This is a genomic window from Azoarcus sp. Soil_N_20, from assembly GCF_057656155.1.
Genome location: NZ_JBDGKX010000013.1, coordinates 14,333 through 32,363, shown reverse-complemented (window position 1 = coordinate 32,363; position 18,031 = coordinate 14,333). Strand labels below are relative to the sequence as shown.

Annotated in this window: 13 protein-coding genes; 5 read left to right on the top strand and 8 right to left on the bottom strand. The window is 65.4% G+C overall.

Annotated elements, in window-relative coordinates; all coding sequences use genetic code 11:
• The first annotated feature begins 21 nt into the window (after positions 1-21).
• Positions 22-936 (top strand): alpha/beta fold hydrolase, encoded by a 915-nt coding sequence (locus AC3A35_RS21450; RefSeq protein ID WP_487438391.1) that lies wholly within the window; start codon positions 22-24, stop codon positions 934-936.
• Positions 937-1,001: 65 nt separating this feature from the next.
• On the opposite strand, the gene msrB is transcribed toward AC3A35_RS21450, so the two are convergent.
• From msrB to ppsR, 3 genes are all read right to left on the bottom strand, one after another.
• Complete coding sequence (msrB, locus tag AC3A35_RS21445; protein WP_487438390.1) at positions 1,002-1,409, bottom strand: peptide-methionine (R)-S-oxide reductase MsrB; 408 nt, start codon at positions 1,407-1,409, stop codon at positions 1,002-1,004.
• A gap of 32 nt (positions 1,410-1,441) precedes the next feature.
• Complete coding sequence (locus AC3A35_RS21440) at positions 1,442-2,611, bottom strand: DUF2863 family protein (RefSeq protein ID WP_487438389.1); 1,170 nt, start codon at positions 2,609-2,611, stop codon at positions 1,442-1,444.
• A gap of 74 nt (positions 2,612-2,685) precedes the next feature.
• Entirely contained in the window at positions 2,686-3,519 is an 834-nt protein-coding gene (gene ppsR / locus AC3A35_RS21435; RefSeq protein ID WP_487438388.1) for a posphoenolpyruvate synthetase regulatory kinase/phosphorylase PpsR, read from the bottom strand.
• 122 nt (positions 3,520-3,641) lie between these two features.
• On the opposite strand from ppsR, the gene ppsA reads away from it, so the two are divergent.
• From ppsA to AC3A35_RS21420, 3 genes are all read left to right on the top strand, one after another.
• Positions 3,642-6,008: a phosphoenolpyruvate synthase gene (gene ppsA / locus AC3A35_RS21430; RefSeq protein WP_487438386.1), complete on the top strand. Its 2,367-nt coding sequence runs from the start codon at positions 3,642-3,644 to the stop codon at positions 6,006-6,008.
• 228 nt (positions 6,009-6,236) lie between these two features.
• Positions 6,237-7,175, top strand: coding sequence for a M23 family metallopeptidase (locus tag AC3A35_RS21425; protein WP_487438385.1), 939 nt, complete (start codon positions 6,237-6,239; stop codon positions 7,173-7,175).
• An 11-nt stretch (positions 7,176-7,186) separates the two neighbouring features.
• Positions 7,187-7,564 carry a hypothetical protein gene (locus tag AC3A35_RS21420; protein ID WP_487438384.1) on the top strand — a complete coding sequence of 126 codons (378 nt, stop codon included), beginning with the start codon at positions 7,187-7,189 and terminating at the stop codon, positions 7,562-7,564.
• A gap of 57 nt (positions 7,565-7,621) precedes the next feature.
• On the opposite strand, the gene AC3A35_RS21415 is transcribed toward AC3A35_RS21420, so the two are convergent.
• From AC3A35_RS21415 to AC3A35_RS21395, 5 genes are read right to left on the bottom strand one after another with little or no spacing between them, the layout of a single operon-like run.
• On the bottom strand, positions 7,622-8,365 hold the full coding sequence (locus AC3A35_RS21415) for a phosphatase PAP2 family protein (RefSeq protein WP_487438383.1): 744 nt from the start codon (positions 8,363-8,365) through the stop codon (positions 7,622-7,624).
• Positions 8,366-8,367: 2 nt separating this feature from the next.
• A complete protein-coding gene (locus tag AC3A35_RS21410; protein WP_487438381.1) occupies positions 8,368-9,915 on the bottom strand; it encodes an ArnT family glycosyltransferase in 1,548 nt (515 codons plus the stop codon).
• Complete coding sequence (locus tag AC3A35_RS21405) at positions 9,912-10,958, bottom strand: glycosyltransferase family 2 protein (RefSeq protein WP_487438380.1); 1,047 nt, start codon at positions 10,956-10,958, stop codon at positions 9,912-9,914. Before AC3A35_RS21405 ends, AC3A35_RS21410 begins: the two co-directional genes overlap by 4 nt.
• Complete coding sequence (locus AC3A35_RS21400; protein WP_487438379.1) at positions 10,955-11,890, bottom strand: lysylphosphatidylglycerol synthase transmembrane domain-containing protein; 936 nt, start codon at positions 11,888-11,890, stop codon at positions 10,955-10,957. The genes AC3A35_RS21405 and AC3A35_RS21400 overlap by 4 nt, the downstream gene beginning before the upstream one ends.
• The gene (locus AC3A35_RS21395) at positions 11,887-12,648 is read right to left on the bottom strand and encodes a phosphatase PAP2 family protein (protein ID WP_487438378.1); all 762 of its coding nucleotides are present in this window, start codon (positions 12,646-12,648) and stop codon (positions 11,887-11,889) included. The genes AC3A35_RS21400 and AC3A35_RS21395 overlap by 4 nt, the downstream gene beginning before the upstream one ends.
• A 445-nt stretch (positions 12,649-13,093) precedes the next feature.
• Here AC3A35_RS21395 and AC3A35_RS21390 point away from each other — a divergent pair, with 445 nt between their 5' ends.
• Entirely contained in the window at positions 13,094-17,911 is a 4,818-nt protein-coding gene (locus tag AC3A35_RS21390; protein WP_487438376.1) for an NAD-glutamate dehydrogenase, read from the top strand.
• Positions 17,912-18,031 lie beyond the last annotated feature (120 nt).

The following is an 18,031-nucleotide window of genomic DNA, read 5'->3' as shown; positions in this document are numbered from 1 at the left end:
TTGTTCCGGTGACCTGACGACATGTCTCTCCTCGACTCGCTGCGCAATCTGTTCAAGGCACCTCCCGGGCCCGTCCGCCCCTATCAAGGCGTGCGCGAGCGTACGGTACAGTGTCTCGGACCGCACGGCCTGCACCGCATGGCCTACACCGAGTGGGGCGACCGGGACAATCCGCGTGTACTCATCTGCGCCCACGGCCTGACCCGAAATGGACGCGATTTCGATGATCTGGCCCGCGCGCTGGCCGATCGCTACCGCGTGATCTGTCCCGATGTCGTCGGGCGGGGGCGCAGCGACTGGCTGGGGGTGAAGACCGACTACGGCTTTCCGTTGTACGTGGCGGACATGATCACCCTGATCGCCCGGCTCGACGTCGGGTCGGTGCATTGGTTCGGCACCTCGATGGGCGGTCTCATCGGCATGCTGATTGCGAGTCAGCCGCACTCGCCGATCAGCCGCTTGGTGCTCAACGATGTGGGGCCGGTGGTCACCGCAGCTTCGCTGCGCCGGATCGGGCAGTATGTCGGCAATGCGCCGCGCTTCCCCACGATGGCGGCGGCGGAGACCTATATCCGCGAGGTGAGTGCGCCCTTCGGGCCACTGACCGATGCGCAGTGGCGCCATCTCACCCAATACACCGTGCGCCCGGTCGACGGCGGTTTTGCAATGGTGTACGACCCGGGTATCGGCGAGGTCTTCCGCAACAATCCGATCGTGATGGATGTCGATCTGTGGGAGACCTACGACCGGATCCGCTGCCCGACGCTGGCCCTGCGCGGCGCCGACTCCGACCTGCTCGAGCATGAAACCCTGGTGGCGATGTCGACGCGCGGCCCCAAGGCGGGCATCGTGGAGTTTCCCGGTGTCGGTCATGCCCCGATGCTGATGGACGATGGGCAGATCGCGGTCGTGCGCGAGTTTCTTCTGCAGGCCTGATCCGGATGCCGCCGGCCTGACCGTTGGGGGCAGGCCCGGGCGCACGGCCCCGGCGCTGCACGGATTCAGGGAGCAGGTTCGTCCGGCACGAAGGCGATCGACGCGGAGTTGATGCAGTAGCGCAGCCCGGTCGGCGGAGGACCGTCTTCGAACACGTGGCCGAGGTGGGCGCCGCATTGATGGCACAGCACCTCGGTACGCCGCATGAAGTGGCTCAGGTCTTCGGTCGACTCGACGTTTTCCGGTTCTGCGGCGCTCCAGAAGCTGGGCCAGCCGCAGCCGGCGTCGAACTTGTGCGCCGAGTCAAACAGGGGTGCCCCGCAACAGACGCACTGATAGCGGCCTTTGTCCCAGCGGTCCCAGTACTCGCCGCTGAACGCGCGTTCGGTGCCTTTCTCGCGGGCGACGTGGTATTGGGTCGGGGTCAGCAGCCCGCGCCACTCGGCTTCGGGTTTCGTGATCTTGCGGCTCATGCTTGCTCCTGGTTGTCGTACACCGACCGGTATCAGTGCAGATGCCGCGGGATCTGTTCGGCCTGCTCGGCGGGCATCTCCGCATGCACCACTTCACCGTCGGCGGTGGGATACATCGGCGCACCGCAGTCGTCGCAATATTCGAGCGGGAAGCGGTGGTCGAGGAAACGGACATTGCCGACCCCGCATTCGCGCAGCATCGAATCGATCTCGCCGGGTACGTCGACGGAGTCGTCCTCCGAGCCGAGTAGCGGCCACACCACGCCGTGCACGACTTCGTCGCGCGCGCCCAGGCTGAAGCCGATGCGATACTCCTCGATCAGGTTGTCGCCGAACGGGGCGATCACGGCCTCGAGGTTCGCGGCCGGGGAATCCAGTGCGGCGCCGAGAAAGGCGACCGAGGCGCGGATCGAGTAGGGCCGGCTGCCCTTGTCGGCGGCGCGGCAGGCGGAAAAATAGGCTTCCGGGAGGATGAACTCGAGGGTGCAGCCAGGCAGCAGCGGCGCGAGGCAGGCCCCGCCCTGGGTGCGCCACTGGGCGAGTGCCTGTTCGCGGCTGCCGTCGGGTTCCTGCCAGCGGAACAGCGCCTCGCCCTTGGGCACGGCGACCGCTGCGAGCAGATATCGGGTGTCGGAGAGGAACTGCGAGGTCTCGGGCATGCCCTCGGTTTCGATATGGAGATCGAGGCTGTCGAGTGCGGCACGTCCGGTCAGCGCGGCGAAGCCGGCGGTGGCACAGTAGCCCTGCGGGAGCTGATCCGGGCTGAACAGGAAATCGGCAAGTGCGAGTCGCGCGCCATCGGCCAGGACATGCGCCTGCAGGTGCACGCGCAGGTTGGCCAGGGTGGCTGCCGACAGGGTGGTCGCCGGAATCCGGAAGCGCGACCACACCAGCACCGGTGCCGCGACCAGCAGGATGTCATGGGTGTCCGCGATGCCGGCGGCCGACTCCGCGCGCGATTCGATATGGTCCGCAAGTTCGTCATAGCCCGGACCGTCGTTGCTGAACAACTGGTCGAGCGCGGCGTTGAGGGTGTCTTCGTCCTCGTTGCCGAGCGCCGTGTCTATGGTGGCCGCGAGGCGCAATTCCCAGTAGCGGTCTTCAACCCTGCAGCCGGATTCGGCCAGTCCGGCGGATAGCCAGACAAGTTGCTCGGCGAGGCGACCAATGCCGCCGCGGCGCTTGAGGCGCGGTCTTTTCATCTTGTGTCCTGTTGGGGGGCGATCCGTCGATCGGGTGGCGCCTGTTTGCTTTGAGCCATTCTAACCGACTGGGTTCAGTAGGCCGGCCTGTTGAGTCTGACCGTTTGCAGGATGGTTGCTGAGATCTCTTCGATCGACTTGGTGGTGGAGTCCAGCCAGCGGATGTTCTCGCGCCGCATCAGCTTCTGCGCCGCCTCGATCTCGTACTTGCAGTTGTCGAGCGAGGCGTAGCGGCTGTTGGGGCGGCGCTCCTGACGGATCTGCGTCAAACGGTCGGGCGCGATGGTCAGGCCGAACAGCTTGTTGCGGTAGTGGTAGAGTTCGCCCGGAAGCTTGCCGCGCTCGAAATCCTCCGGAATCAGCGGGTAGTTGGCGGCCTTCACCCCGAACTGCATGGCGAGGTAGAGGCTGGTCGGGGTCTTGCCCGAGCGCGATACCCCGACCAGGATTACGTCCGCTTCGGCAAGTTCGCCGTCCGATGAGATACCATCGTCGTGTGCCATGGCAAAGTTGATCGCCTCGATCCGGTTCTTGTAGTCGTTGCTGTCCGCGATCCCATGGAAACGTCCGACTGCGTGCGTCGAGCGTTGTCCCAGTTCGGTTTCCAGCGGCTCGATGAAGCGCTCGAACAAGTCGAGAAAGAGCGCGTCCGCCATGTGTACGGCGCTCACGGTCTCCGGGTTGACGAGGGTGCTGAACACGATCGGCCGGGTGCCATCGGTAAAAAAGGCCTCGCGGATCTGACTTGCGCAATCGATCGCCTTGTCCAGATCATCGACAAACGGTATCCGCACCTGACGAAAGCGTGCGTCGGGGAACTGGGCCAGCAGGCTGTGACCAAGCGTTTCCGCGGTAATGCCGGTTCCGTCGGAGATGAAAAACACGGTGCGGGTGGCGAGTTTGTTCATGGACGTGGGCTCGGGTCGTTAGTGCAACGAGATGTTGGGGCAAACCCTGCCATGCGGCAGAGCACAATTTTTTTCGGTAAAATCGCATTTTGCTTTCTCTTCATTGATTCCGGAAGCCATTCATGACCCGCTACGTGATTCCCTTCGCAGAACTTCGCATGACCGATGTCGACAAGGTCGGCGGCAAGAACGCCTCGCTCGGCGAGATGATCAGCCAACTGCCTTCGAGCGTCCGTGTCCCCGGTGGTTTCGCCACCACGGCCGACGCCTATCGCGAGTTCCTCGCTCACAACGGGTTGGCCGACCGGATCAATGCCGCGCTCGATGCGCTCGATGTCGACGATGTCGACACCCTGGTAAAGACCGGTGCCGAGATCCGGCAGTGGATCGTCGATACCCCGTTCCCGCCGCAACTCGAAGCCGACCTCAAGGCGGCCTACGAGCAGATCACCGCCGAAGGCGAGGGCAGCTTTGCGGTGCGCTCTTCGGCCACGGCCGAGGATCTGCCGGATGCGTCCTTTGCCGGTCAGCAGGAAACCTTCCTGAACATCCATGGTTACGAGAACATCCTTCACGCAATGAAGGAAGTCTTCGCTTCGCTGTACAACGACCGTGCGATCGCCTACCGGGTGCACAAGAACTTCGCCCATGCGGACGTGGCGCTGTCGGCGGGCGTGCAGCGCATGGTGCGCTCGGACACCGGCGCCTCCGGCGTGATGTTCACGATCGATACCGAATCGGGCTTCAAGGACGTGGTGTTCATCACTTCGTCCTACGGCCTGGGCGAAACCGTGGTCCAGGGCGCGGTGAACCCGGACGAGTTCTATGTACACAAGCCCACCCTGGCGCTGGGCCGTCCGGCCGTGGTGCGGCGCAATCTCGGCTCCAAGCTGATCAAGATGGTGTTCGCCGACAAGAAGGAAGCCGGCAAATCGGTGCGCACGATCGATGTACCCGAGGTCGATCGCAACCGTTTTTCGCTCACCGATGCGGACGTGCTGGAGCTTGCACGCTACGCGGTGATCATCGAGCAGCACTACGGTCGGCCGATGGATATCGAGTGGGGCAAGGATGGTGAAGACCACAAGCTGTACATCCTGCAGGCACGGCCGGAGACGGTGAAGAGTCAGGACGCTGGCCTGGTCATGGAGAAGTACCGCCTCAAGCAGTACGGCAAGGCGATGACCCACGGCCGTGCGATCGGCCAGAAGATCGGTGCGGGCGTGGTGCGCGTGGTCAAGGATGCATCCGAGATGAATCGCGTCCATGCCGGCGACATCCTCGTCACCGACATGACCGACCCCAACTGGGAGCCGGTGATGAAGCGCGCGAGCGCGATCGTCACCAACCGCGGCGGGCGCACCTGTCATGCGGCGATCATCGCACGTGAGCTCGGCATTCCGGCCATCGTCGGTTGCGGCAACGCCACCGAGGTGCTCGAAGAGGGCGATTCGGTCACCGTGTCGTGTGCCGAGGGTGACACCGGCTACGTCTATCGCGGCCGGCTCGACTTCGAAGTGATTCGCACCGACATGGGCAATCTGCCCGAGATCCCGGTGAAGATCATGATGAACGTGGGCAATCCCGAGCTCGCCTTCGAGTTCGCGCAGATTCCCAACGGCGGCGTGGGCCTGGCCCGCCTCGAGTTCGTGATCAACAACATGATCGGCATTCACCCGAAGGCCATCCTCGAGCTCGGGCAGGTGCCGGCCAGTCTGCGTGACGAGATCACCCGCCGCTCGCGCGGCTATGCCACACCGAAGCAGTTCTTCATCGAGAAGCTGGTCGAAGGGGTGGCGACCATCGCCTCGGCGTTCTACCCGAAGCCGGTGATCGTGCGCATGTCCGACTTCAAGTCGAACGAGTACCGCAAGCTGCTCGGCGGCGAGATCTACGAGCCGGAAGAAGAGAACCCGATGCTCGGCTTCCGCGGTGCGTCGCGTTACATCGCCCATTCCTTCCGCGACTGCTTCGAGATGGAATGTGCGGCGATGCGCAAGGTGCGCAACGAGCTCGGTCTGACCAACGTGCAGATCATGATTCCGTTCGTGCGCAATGTGGAAGAAGCCGCCGGCGTGGTCGAGCTGCTCGCCGAGCACGGACTCACGCGCGGGGTGAATGATCTCAAGCTGATCATGATGTGCGAGATCCCGTCCAATGCGCTGCTCGCCGACCAGTTCCTCGAGCACTTCGACGGCTTCTCCATCGGTTCCAACGACCTGACCCAGCTCACGCTCGGGCTGGATCGCGACTCCGGCCTGGTGGCACATGCCTTCGACGAGCGTGACCCGGCGGTGAAGGCCTTGCTGTCGATGGCCATCCAGTCCGCGAACAAGCTCGGCAAGTATGTCGGCATCTGCGGTCAGGGGCCGTCGGACCACGCGGATTTCGCCGAGTGGTTGATGGATGAAGGCATCCAGACCATTTCGCTCAATCCGGACACGGTGGTTTCGACCTGGCTGAAGCTCGCATCCCATTCGAAGGCGTAAGCTGCTCCGCCTCGAGGGCGACGAGGGCGACTGCGGTCGCCCTCGTCGGTTGACGCGGGTACCGGAAATCGGGAGCGTCTTTTCCGGAAAGATGGTGATAGACTCCGTCTGTTTTGTGTTTGACCAAATAAAGTGTGTCGCGATACTTCGGGCGCAGCGGTCGACACTTCCATATTGCAGTCCGCCGCCCCGTTGATCGGGGCAGGGGGGCGTAAAAGGAGGAACGGGGTGGCCCTGGTCATTCTTTCCATGGGACGTTTCAGCCGGTCGCGTGTCCGCACGCTGAGTTCCAGCGCGCTCGTCCTGATTGCATCCGCCACCCTGCTGACGGTGGCGGCGGGCGCATTTGCGCTCGGCGTGGGGGTCGGCCGCGGCGCCAGCGAGTCACCGTCGCCGTCGCTGAGCGTGGATCATCCCGAGGGACGTTTCCTGGTTGATCGTCTCGGCGAGATCTCGGGCAAGCTCGTACGCCTCGAGAGCGAAGCCCTGAGCCTGGCGCGGCGGGTCGGGGTGACCAGGAATGGGGAGCCCCCGATATTGCCCGCAGCCGTGTCCGGGGCCTCGCCGGCACCGTCCGGGCGCAAGATGGCAGAGCCTTCCGGCGGTCCGATGATTCCCGCTCTTGGCGGCAGCGCCGCGTCCGATGCGGCCCTCTCTGTGCTCGACGATCGCGGTGCAGGCCTGACCGACATCGAATACGAACTTGAGCGTCTTGGCGCCGTATTGTTCGAGGTCGAACGGGCTGCGACCGAGCTGGACCTGGCCTTGATGGCCTTTCCGAACCGTCATCCGGTGCCGGGCGGACGGCGCAATTCGTCGTTCGGTTCGCGGATCGATCCGTTCAACGGGCGCAGCGCATTTCACTCCGGCCTCGACTTCCAGGCGCCGACTGGAACGCCGATTCTTGCCAGTGCGGGCGGTCGGGTGGTGTTTTCCGGATACCACAAGGAATATGGCTACATGGTCGAGATCGATCATGGCAACGGCCTCGTCACGCGCTACGCGCATTGCTCGCGATTGTTCGTCAAGGCCGGCGAAGTGGTCACGCCGTCGCAACGTGTTGCAGCGGTCGGCTCGACTGGCCGCTCGACCGGAGCCCACCTTCATTTCGAAGTCTTGCGCAACGGCGCGTTCGTCAATCCCGCGACCTACCTCGCGCGCTCCTGATCCGGTAACCGGTGAAATTCCTCGGCGGTTTTCGCCCGCGCAAACTCGGCGACGATGCTGTCCGCGCGCGTGAAGCTGCAAGCATGCGCCTGCGTCTGGTGCTTGCGGCGTGCGGCGGCGCGTTGGTGGCACTGGTGGCTGCAGGCTTCTGGCACGCCGCGGACAGGTCTGCAAGCGAGGGCCGGATCGCCCAGCTCGAGCAGGAGAACCGCAGGCTTGTCGAGGAACTCGGTGTGGGTCGGCTTGCGCTGGAAATGGAGCGCGCCACGAGCAGCGGGCTCGAGCGTCAGCTGGCCGAACTCAACGAGGCGCTGATGAAACGACAGGCCGAACTCGAGTTTCTGAAATCGCGGGCAGCGCCATCGCAGCCAGCACCGTCGCGTCGCTGACCGCTCGCACCCTTCGCCCCGGGGCTCGCTGGGGGCGCCCGCTTGCGACTTCGGCCGTCAGAGCTCCGGCCCGACGGTTCTGTCCGGATCCTGGAGCCAGCCAAGCTTGAGAAAAATGATCCAGGCCAGCCAGGCGGCAAACCAGGTCGCATAGAAGCTGAACACGACATCGCTCAGGAAGTGCCCGCCCTGCGAGATCCGGGCAACGCCCGCCACGCTTCCCAGGGCGAGGCCGATCAGGGTCCAGCGCCGCCGCGATGCCGCGCCGCCGAGAAAACCGAGACTGACCGCGTAGAAGCCGGCCGATGCATGGCCGCTGACGAACGAGCAGTTGATCGGGCATTGATCGGTTGGCACGAGCGCCGGCGAGAACGTGGCCGCGCCACCGAACTCCACCACTTTGGCCGGGCGGGCGCGTCCCCAGAAGTCCTTCAGCACGACATCGATCAGCAGGCCCGGACCGAGAAGCAGCGCCACGATCAGATAGCCGACCTGGATACGCCGTCTTGCGCCGTGTTCGTCGCGCTGAAATGCGTAGGCGAAGAGGGCGATGAGCAGACCGATGATGATCGCCTTGGACATCATCGGTATGCCGCGAAAGAGTGCCTGCACGAAGGCATAGTCGTCGCCGATGAAGCCCGTGTCGCTGCGATGGAATGCACTGCTGAAACTCAGATCGAGCGCGGGCCACAAGGTGAACGCGGCGCCGCAGGCCACCATGCTCAGGACCATGTAGAGGGTGAGATGGCTGATCGGGCGCCGCACGGCGAGAAGTGTCCTGTTGGTCTCGGCTACTGCCATGTTCAATTCTCCACTTGTCGGCGAACGACGGTGACGCCGCCTTTGCGGAACAGGATTTCGTAGCCCGTTTCGGGCACGCGATCGATCCGGGTGACCGCCAGTTCGCCGGGTGCGGGCGCCCGCGAGGGGGTGACGGCCTCGCGGTACACGCTGAAACTCGGCACATTGAACCGCCAGGCGACGACCGGTTCGCCGAGCGCACGCGTAAAGGCGGCAGCCTCTTTGACCGGCCCATGGAGGACCTCGCCCACCCATGGCACCACGACCGTGCTCAACACCAGCACCTGAATCGCGGCCACGATCATCATCTTGGACCACAACGTGGCCGATATGCGCAGCATGACGGCAAGCCACAGCAGCAGACCGCCGACAGTGACCGCAAAGTAGGTCCAGTCTGCGGCGGCGAATGATTCACCGAGTTGGGCGCGGTAATAGGCGTTGCCGGCATCCGTGGCCGACAGCGACTTGAACACCAGGGGCAGGAGCACGAGCAGCGCGAGCAGCAGCGTCGGCGGGGCGAAGTGCACCCACGTCCGGCGCAGGCTGTCGCGATGGGCCGCAATCAGCAGGAACAGGGGGGTGGCACCGTACAGCACATAGTGCGGCAGCTTGGTTCCCGAAAGCGAGAAAAACACCACCACGAAGACCGCCCAGATCCACAGGAAGCGCCGCACCCCGGTCGCGGCGTCGCTGCGGATGTTGCGCAGTGCGGCCAGGAGCGGCGAAGTCCACGGCAGGAGCAGCAGCGGGACCGCGAAAATGTAGTAAAACATGCTTCCGGCGTGTCCCTCCAGGGTGCCGGTGAAGCGCTCCACGTTGTGCTTGAGGATGAAACCGTCGATGAAGTTCTGGCCATGGATCATCAGGGCTGCTGCATACCATGGCACAACCAGCACGGCGAAAATGATCCAGCCGACCGGATCCAGCACCGAACGCAGCCAGATCTTCCATTCACCGCGGCTGGCGCAGTAAAGGAAGGTAACCGCGCCGGGCACGATCAGCGCGATCGGGCCCTTGGTCAGCACCCCCAGTCCGATCCAGGCATAGGTGCGCACCAGCGGGGCGCGGGCTCCCGACTCGAGGTGACGCCAGGCGTCGAACAGTGCCAGTGCGAGCAGCAGGTTGAGCAGGACATCTGCCGTGGCGGCCCGTCCGATAACGAACGGACCGATCGCGGTTGCGGTCACGATCAGCGCAGCCAGTGCCGTGTCGGGGCCGAAGCGCTGGCGGGCAAAATACCAGGTGGCATAGCTCCAGGCCGCCGCCGCGATGGCCGAAGGCAGGCGGAAAGCCCATTCGGTGGCACCGAACAGCAGGTAGCCGATAGCCTGCAGCCAGTAGATCAGGATCGGCTTGTCGAAGCGATGTTCGCCGTTCAGGTAGGTCGACATGAAGTCGCCGCGCTCGAACATCTCGCGGGTCGCTTCGGAGAATGCGCCCTCATCGACGTCGAACAGCGGTGCACTGCCCAGGCAAAGGAAAAAGCTCACCAGGGGCAGCAGCAGGATCAGGGCGACGAGCGCCGGATTGCGTGACGGCATGGTGGTCATGTGGCGTTCGGCCGATGCCAGCCATCATCCGTCGACAGAACGGGCGCCGGGCGGGCAAGGTAGGGACGGGCGATGCCCGATTCGTAATACACCCGCGTGAGCAGTTCGGCGAGTACGCCGGAGGTCACCATCTGCACTCCGGCAATGACCAGAAAGAAACCTCCGAACAGCAACGGGCGGGTACCGATCGCCTCGCCGAGGAAGATCTTGACGAAGGCGAGGTAGGTCACGATCAGGGTGCCGACGGTGCCGATGGCGATACCGATGCCACCGAAGAAGTGGCCCGGGCGGGTGCGGTAGCGCATGAAGAAATAGACGAAGATCAGATCGAGCACGACCCGGAAGGTGCGCGAGATGCCGTACTTCGACTGGCCGAACACGCGCGCGTGGTGGGTGACGACTTCCTGCGCGATCCGTCTCGGCGTAGTCACGGTTGCGAGCCAGGCCGGAATGAAGCGGTGCATTTCGCCGTAGAGGCGCACGCTCTTGATGGTGCTGCCGCGGAACACCTTGAGGCTGCAGCCGTAGTCGCGCAGATGCACACCGGTCATGCGCGCGATCAGGCGGTTGGCGATGCGCGACGGGATCTTGCGCAGCAGCAGGCCGTCCTGCCGGTTTTTGCGCCAGCCGGCGACGAGATCGAGATCTTCGGTGAGCAGGCGAAGAACCATGCGCGGGATATCGATCGGGTCGTTCTGCAGGTCGCCGTCCATGGTCACGATCACACTGCCGCGGGCGACGTCGAGGCCGGCCTGCATCGCGGCCGTCTGCCTGAAATTGCGCATCAGTTCGACTACGCGCACATGGGGGCCGAACTTGCCGGCGCAGCGGATCAGTTCCGCCGGGGTTGCATCCGAACTGCCGTCATCGACCAGCACGACTTCCCATGGCCACGGGTAAGGGCCGAGCGCGAGGTGGACACGCTCGAGCAGTGGCTCGACATTCTCGGCCTCGTTGTACATCGGCACGACCACCGATAGCGTGTGCTCGGGCAGGCCGTCCGGAATCTGCGGTTCGGCGGGAGGCAGCGGGGATTTGCTCATGAGTGCGAAGCGCTCTTGGACGATGAAGACGAGGGGGCGTCGACGGCGGGAGCGGGGCCGGCGTTGGGAAACAGCCAGGCCACCGCTCCTGCGCCAAGCGCACAGGCAATGATGAAAAGATGAAGGGCGAGCGCGGCCCGCAGACCGTCCTCGAACGCGATGCCGACGGGTAGCAATGCCGCCGCCGCCCCCGCCTCGTAGGTGCCGAACCCGGCCACGCCCTGAATCGGGAGGATTGCTGCCAGTTCGGCACCCAGGGCACCGGCGGCCCCTTGTGGCAATCCGCTTGCCAGCAGTGCGGCGAGCAGCCAAGCCTGGGCGGCAAGCTTGACCGACCAGTTGGAGACGGTCCACAGCCAGCCGTAACGGGCGTGACGGGTCGACTCGCCGAAGGCGTCGCACAGTTTGCCCAACTGGCCCGCGAGCGCGCCGCGCTCGGCCCAGTCGTGAGGGCTTCGGGCCCAGCGCGGCAGGGCCCAGGCGAAGGCGATCAGGCCGGTGAGGCCTGCGATGCGCAGGACGAGCGGTAATCCGGGCCAGACCAGGATCGCGACGATACTGACCACCAGCGCATCCTGCAGACGAAACCAGAACAGCGACGCGAGGGCACGTGGCAGCGGGGTGCCGAAGGTGCGCCGCAGCAGCAGGGGAAACGCCGCCTCGCCCCCGCGGAAGGGCACCACATTGACCATGGCGTTATGCACCAGCACGATGCGGACGCAGGCGCCGAACCGCCCGCGCGCATCGAGGCGGAACTCGTCGTACACCCTGAGTGCGCGCAACAGGTAGCTCAGTGCGAAACCGGCAGCGGCGAGCCCAATCACGGTCGGGGTCAGGCGTGCCAGCGCGTCGCCGAGCGACTGCCAGCGTCCATCTGCGAGCAGCCAGCCCAGCAGCGCGAGACTGACGAGGACGGCGAGCCCACGCTTCATGCCCGCACCGTGCACGGCTGCGGCCGGACCAGCGCGTACCCCGCGCCGGCCATGCCCCAGGCCACCAGCAGATACTGCATCCACAGTCCTTCGGGATAGCCGAGATCCTCGACGGCGAGCCGGGCGGCGGCAAGCATCATCAATAGGGCCATGGCCCGTATTCCGTAGAGGTGTTCCCAGAATCGCCAGGCTTCCGACCAGCGTACCCCGATTGCGCCACACACCCATCCGCCGGCAGCGCCGGCAAAGATGTCCAGCGGCCAGTGGGCGCCCACCGCGACACGCGAGAACGCAACCGTGGCCGCCATGGCCAGAACGACCCACCCCAGCCAGCGCCGTTCGTCGCGGTCGGCACTCAGCGCGAGCACGCCGGCCAGCACGAAAGCGGTGACCGTATGCCCGGACGGGAAACCGTCGGTGCGCAATGGCAGGCCGATCACGTTGATGTGCTCGAGCGGGAGCACGCCGGCTGGTCGCGGCTGGTCGAACAGTTGCTTCAGGCCGTGGGTGTAGAGCGTCGCCGCCGGCGCAGCGAGCAACGTGGCGGCAAGCCAGCGCGGACGCCAGGCGAGGGTCGGGGTAAGCAGGGCGAAAGCGCCGAGGGTGGATCCGAGGTTGGTGATCCCGGCCCACATGAACGGCGGCAAGATACCGCTCGCGACCCGGTTCCAGTCGACAAACCAGGTCTCGTTCGCGCTGCCGAACACCACCCCCACGGCCAGCACTGCGCACACTGCGGCGGGCAGGACGATCCACATAACGGGGCGCGAATCGGGACTGGCAGGGCGTGAAACGGCAGCGGTCATCAAGATCGGGCGGCAGCTAAAGGCTGCATTTTAGCCGATCCCCCGGCTCCGCTGCCGAGCAGCTTGTTCGCGCTTGGAGGAGGGCGAGTCGGTGCGTCCCACCCCGAGCCTGTCGCGCTTGCCCATCCACTATGTTCATGGCGGGGCCGACCGCCTTGTCGGTGCTCGTGGCCGTCGGCGTTGTGCGCGAATGCGCGTCGAGCGCGGGCCGCGGCCGGGCCTTCGGCTGGAGGCGACGATCGGCGATAGGGAAAACGCGTCTTTCCCTCGCATTGCAAATTGACTATGTTGCAAACTCCGGTTCAGCACGATCGGAGCCCCACCGGTCGTGCGGGAGCGCTTTCGGCCGGAGGGGTCAGTCTGGCGGCAGTCATGCATCGAATGCAGGGAGAGAGACATGGACAGGCATGCTAGTGGTGTGCACGACAGTCAGCTTGACGCGGTGCTGGAGATGGTCCGGACGCGTTTGCCGTCCGAACAGGCGGTGCTGGTCGAGCAGTTTGCGTGCCGATTCTTTGCCCAGGTCGATCCGGGGGATCTCGAGGGCGTCGCAGTCGCCGACCTCTACGGTGCGGTCGTCAGCCAGTGGCATTTCGTGCATAAGCTGCTCACCGCGACCCGTGTCCGTGTGTTCAACCCGCGGCTGGACGAGCATGGCTGGGAGTCCACCCACACCGTGATCGAGATCGTGGGCAAGGACATGCCCTTCCTGGTGGACTCGATCACCATGGAAATCAATCGCCAGGGACTGACCCTGCACCTGATCATTCATCCGGTCATGGGCGTGGTGCGTGACGAGTCCGGTCAGCTCGTGCGCCTGGCCGAGCGTGGCGAGGCTGGCGTCGGCCACGAATCGATCATGCATCTGGAGGTGGACCGGCGTACCGATCCGGTCGATCTCCAGGCCCTGCAGGACGGGCTGGAGAGCGTGCTCGCCGACGTGCGGGTGGCGGTCGCTGACTGGCCGCTGATGCGCGAACGCATGTCCGACATCATTCGGGGCGTCGAGCAGGCCCCGCCGTCGATCAACGCTGCGGAAGCGACCGAGGGGCGGGCGTTTCTCGAATGGCTGGGCAACGACAATTTCGTCCTCCTCGGCTGCCGCGACTACGAGCTGGTCAGCGATGCCGGCAGCAACGAATTGCGCATCCATCCCGGTTCCGGGCTCGGCTTGCTGCGCGGCGGCGGGGAGGAGGGGCAGTCGCGCTCCTTCGCCGCCCTGCCGCCGCAACTCAAGGCCCAGGCCGACCTGCCCAACCTGCTCACGGTGACCAAATCGAACACCCGGTCCACCGTGCATCGGCCGGGCTACCTTGATTACATCGGGGTCAAGACCTTCGATGCCGAAGGCAAGGTGACCGGGGAGCGGCGGGTGATCGGACTGCTGGCTTCGACCGCCTACAGCACCAGCCCGAAGCTGATTCCGCTGTTGCGCCAAAAGGTCGCCGCCGTGATCGAGCGCGCCGGGCTGCTCCCCGGCAGTCATGCGGCCAAAGCGCTGCTGACGATACTCGAGCGCTATCCGCGGGACGAATTGTTCCAGATCACCCCCGACGAACTCCTGTCTCACGCGATGGGCATACTGCGCCTGGGCGAGCGGCAGCGTACCCGCCTGTTCGTGCGCTGCGACCCGTTCGCGCGCTTCGTGTCGTGCCTGATCTATGTTCCGCGCGAACACTACAACACGGACCAGCGCCAGCGCATCCAGGCGGTGCTGATGAATGCCTTCAACGGCAGCGCCTCCGAATTCGACGTCCATTTCTCCGAGTCCGCACTGGCGCGCATCCTGATCATCGTGCGCACCCGTGATTCGGTCATCCCGCCCTTCGATGTCCGCGAACTAGAGGAGCGTCTGGTTCGGGCGGCGCGGCGCTGGGAAGACGATCTGCAGCAGGCACTGATCGAGCAGGGGGGCGAGGAGCGTGGCCTGAAGCTGCTGCGGCGCTATGGCGCGGCCTTTCCGGCCGGCTATCGCGAAGAGTATGCGGCGCGGGTTGCCGTTTTCGACATCGAGCAGATGGAGTTGCTCGACAGCGCCGGTGTGCTCGGTATGAATCTCTACGTCCCGCTCGAAGCGCAGGCCGGGCGTCTGAACCTGAAGCTGTATCGCCTGGGGTCGCCGGTGCCCTTGTCGCAGAGTCTGCCGATGCTCGAACACATGGGGGTCCGGGTGATCGACGAGCGGCCATCCGAGATCGTCCGCCAGGATGGCAGCCAGGTGTGGATACACGACTTCGGCCTGAGCTTTGCCGGCGCGGAGGGCCTGAACATCCACACCGTACGCCCCGTGTTCCAGGATGCCTTCCTGCGGGTGTGGCGCGGCGAAGTGGAAAACGACGACTTCAACCGGCTCACGCTCCTCGCCGGCATCGGCTGGCGCGAGGTGAGCATGCTGCGGGCCTATGCAAAACACATGCGCCAGGCGGCATTCACCTTCAGCCAGTCGTATATGGAACAGACCCTGGCGGCGTATCCCGCGCTGGCCCGGCAACTGTTTGCGCTGTTCCAGCTCCGCCTCGACCCGGCCGAGGAGGACGACCGAGAGCTGCGCTGCGAGCGCCTGGTCAAGGACATCGAACAGGGTCTGAATACGGTCGCCAACCTCGATGAGGACCGCATCCTGCGCCAGTTCCTGGCGATGATCCAGGCGACGCTGCGAACCAACTACTTCCAGCGTGACCGCGACGGCAATCCCAAGCCCTACATCTCGTTCAAGCTCGCGCCGGGGCTGATTCCGAAGCTGCCGCAACCGCTGCCGATGTTCGAGATCTTCGTCTATTCGCCGCGGGTCGAGGGCGTGCATCTGCGTGGCGGCAAAGTCGCCCGCGGCGGCCTGCGCTGGTCGGACCGGATGGAGGATTTCCGCACCGAGGTACTGGGCCTGGTGAAGGCACAGATCGTCAAGAACGCGGTGATCGTGCCGGTGGGCTCGAAAGGCGGCTTCGTGCTCAAGATGCCGCCGGCCGAGGGCGGGCGCGAGGCCCTGCTGGCCGAGGGCATTGCCTGCTACCGCACCTTCCTGCGTGGACTGCTCGATATCACCGACAATCTGGTGCAGGGCAAGGTGGTGCCGCCGCCCGAGGTGGTCCGCCACGACGAGGATGATCCCTACCTGGTGGTCGCTGCGGACAAGGGCACCGCAAGCTTCTCCGACTACGCCAACGAGGTGGCGGCGGAGTACGGCTTCTGGCTCGGCGACGCGTTTGCTTCCGGCGGCTCGGTCGGCTACGACCACAAGAAGATGGGGATCACCGCACGCGGCGCGTGGGAATCGGTGAAGCGTCATTTCCGCGAGCTCGGCCTCGACACCCAGAGCCAGCCTTTCACCGTGGCCGGCGTGGGCGACATGTCGGGCGACGTGTTCGGCAACGGCATGCTGCTGTCGCGCCACATCCGCTTGCTCGCAGCGTTCGACCACCGCCACATCTTCATCGATCCGGACCCGGATCCCGGATTGTCGTGGCAGGAGCGCGCACGCTTGTTCGCCCTGCCGCGCTCGTCGTGGGACGACTACGACAAGACGCTGATCTCCGCCGGCGGTGGCGTGTGGCCGCGCAGTGCGAAGTCGATCCCGCTGTCGCCGCAGGCGCGCGCCGTGCTCGGGATCGAGGCCGAGGCGCTGCCGCCGTTCGAACTCATGCGCTGCATCCTCAAGGCACCGGTCGATCTGCTCTACAACGGCGGCATCGGTACCTACATCAAGGCCCGCAGCGAGACCGATGCCTCGGTCGGCGACCGCGCCAACGATGCGCTCAGGGTGAACGGGGCCGAACTGGCGTGCCGGGTGTTCGGCGAAGGCGGCAACCTCGGTGCCACCCAACTGGGGCGCATCGAGTTCGCGCTCAAGGGCGGCAAGGTCAACACCGACGCCATCGACAACTCGGGCGGAGTCGATTGCTCCGACCACGAGGTCAACATCAAGATCCTGCTCAACAGCGTGGTCGCCGAGGGCGAGCTCACACTGAAGCAGCGCAATCAGTTGCTTGCCGACATGACCGAAGAAGTGGCCACGCTGGTGCTGCGCGACAACTATGCGCAGACCCAGATCCTGTCGGTGACGCGGGCCCGCGGCAGCGCGCTGCTCGACGAGCAGGGCGAGTTCATCCGCCGGCTCGGTCACGCCGGCCGGCTGAACCGGATGATGGAGTTCCTGCCGCTGGACGAGCAGATCGCCGAGCGCAAGGCCGCCCGCATCGGCCTGGTGGCCCCGGAACTGGCGATCCTGCTCGCCTACAGCAAGATCGAACTGTACGACGCGGTGCTCGCCTCCGACCTGCCCGAGGACCCCTATCTGTGCACCGCGCTGTCGCGCTACTTCCCGGTGCCGCTGCGCGAGCGTTTCTCCGAGCCGATCCTGCAGCATCCGCTGCGCCGCGAGATCATCTCGACCCACGTGATCAACAGCATGATCAACCGGGTCGGCCCGACCTTCGTCAGCCGGTTGCAGGGCGAAGTCGGCGCTTCGGCGCCCGATGTGGTGCGTGCCTATATGGCGACGCGGGACGTGTTCGGCCTGGTACCGATCTGGCGCGCGATCGAAGCACTCGACAACCTCGTCGACCACAACGTGCAAACCGGGCTGATGATGGATACCGACCGCCTGGTGCACCGCGGCACGATGTGGTTCCTGCGGCATCGCGACTGGTTGTCCGATCTGCGGGCAACCCTGGGCCATTTCTCGCCCGGGGTCGCCGCGCTGGCTGACGGCCTGCACGACCTGGTCACGCCGGCTTATCGCGCCGAGCTCGACGACGTGGTGGGCCGTTATCAGGAGCAAGGCGTGCCCCTGGACCTGGCGCAGCGCATCGCCGGCCTCGACGAACTCTATTCCGCACTCGATCTGGTCGAGGTTACGGTGGAAACGGGGCGCCCCGGCACGACCGCGGCGAGTGTCTATTTTGCGCTTGGCGGCGATCTCGACCTGCACTGGCTCGGGCGCCAGATCGTCAATCTACCGGCCGAGACACGCTGGCAGACGCTTGCGCGCAGTGCATTGCGGGTCGACCTGTCGTCCCAGGCGCGGGCGCTCGCAGCCGATGCGCTGCGCCTGTCACCCGAGCTCGACGATCCGGCCGAACTGTGCGCGGCATGGGCCTCGCGCCACCGGTTTCACATCGAGCGCTACCGCCATCTGCTGACCGACGTGCACAACAGCCCGAGCATCGACATGCCGATGCTCTCGGTGCTGCTGCGCGAGCTGCGCAGCATGGCTTGACACCGCCGCCGCGGATGCGGCGCGGCGTTCGGCCTGCCGGCGTCGTGCCCTCGAGGACGGGTGGGACGGAAGATCGGCGCGTGCGCGATGGTCGCCGGACTTGCCGCCGGCGGGGCAGCG

Excerpts from the sequence above, each read along its gene's own strand:
- msrB (WP_487438390.1), bottom strand. The coding sequence starts at position 1,409 with ATGAGCCGCAAGATCACGAAACCCGAAGCCGAGTGGCGCGGGCTGCTG.
- AC3A35_RS21395 (WP_487438378.1), bottom strand. The coding sequence starts at position 12,648 with ATGTGGATCGTCCTGCCCGCCGCAGTGTGCGCAGTGCTGGCCGTGGGG.
- AC3A35_RS21415 (WP_487438383.1), bottom strand. The coding sequence starts at position 8,365 with ATGGCAGTAGCCGAGACCAACAGGACACTTCTCGCCGTGCGGCGCCCG.
- AC3A35_RS21440 (WP_487438389.1), bottom strand. The coding sequence starts at position 2,611 with ATGAAAAGACCGCGCCTCAAGCGCCGCGGCGGCATTGGTCGCCTCGCC.
- AC3A35_RS21410 (WP_487438381.1), bottom strand. The coding sequence starts at position 9,915 with ATGACCACCATGCCGTCACGCAATCCGGCGCTCGTCGCCCTGATCCTG.
- ppsR (WP_487438388.1), bottom strand. The coding sequence starts at position 3,519 with ATGAACAAACTCGCCACCCGCACCGTGTTTTTCATCTCCGACGGAACC.
- AC3A35_RS21450 (WP_487438391.1), top strand. The coding sequence starts at position 22 with ATGTCTCTCCTCGACTCGCTGCGCAATCTGTTCAAGGCACCTCCCGGG.
- AC3A35_RS21400 (WP_487438379.1), bottom strand. The coding sequence starts at position 11,890 with ATGAAGCGTGGGCTCGCCGTCCTCGTCAGTCTCGCGCTGCTGGGCTGG.
- AC3A35_RS21405 (WP_487438380.1), bottom strand. The coding sequence starts at position 10,958 with ATGAGCAAATCCCCGCTGCCTCCCGCCGAACCGCAGATTCCGGACGGC.
- AC3A35_RS21390 (WP_487438376.1), top strand. The coding sequence starts at position 13,094 with ATGGACAGGCATGCTAGTGGTGTGCACGACAGTCAGCTTGACGCGGTG.
- ppsA (WP_487438386.1), top strand. The coding sequence starts at position 3,642 with ATGACCCGCTACGTGATTCCCTTCGCAGAACTTCGCATGACCGATGTC.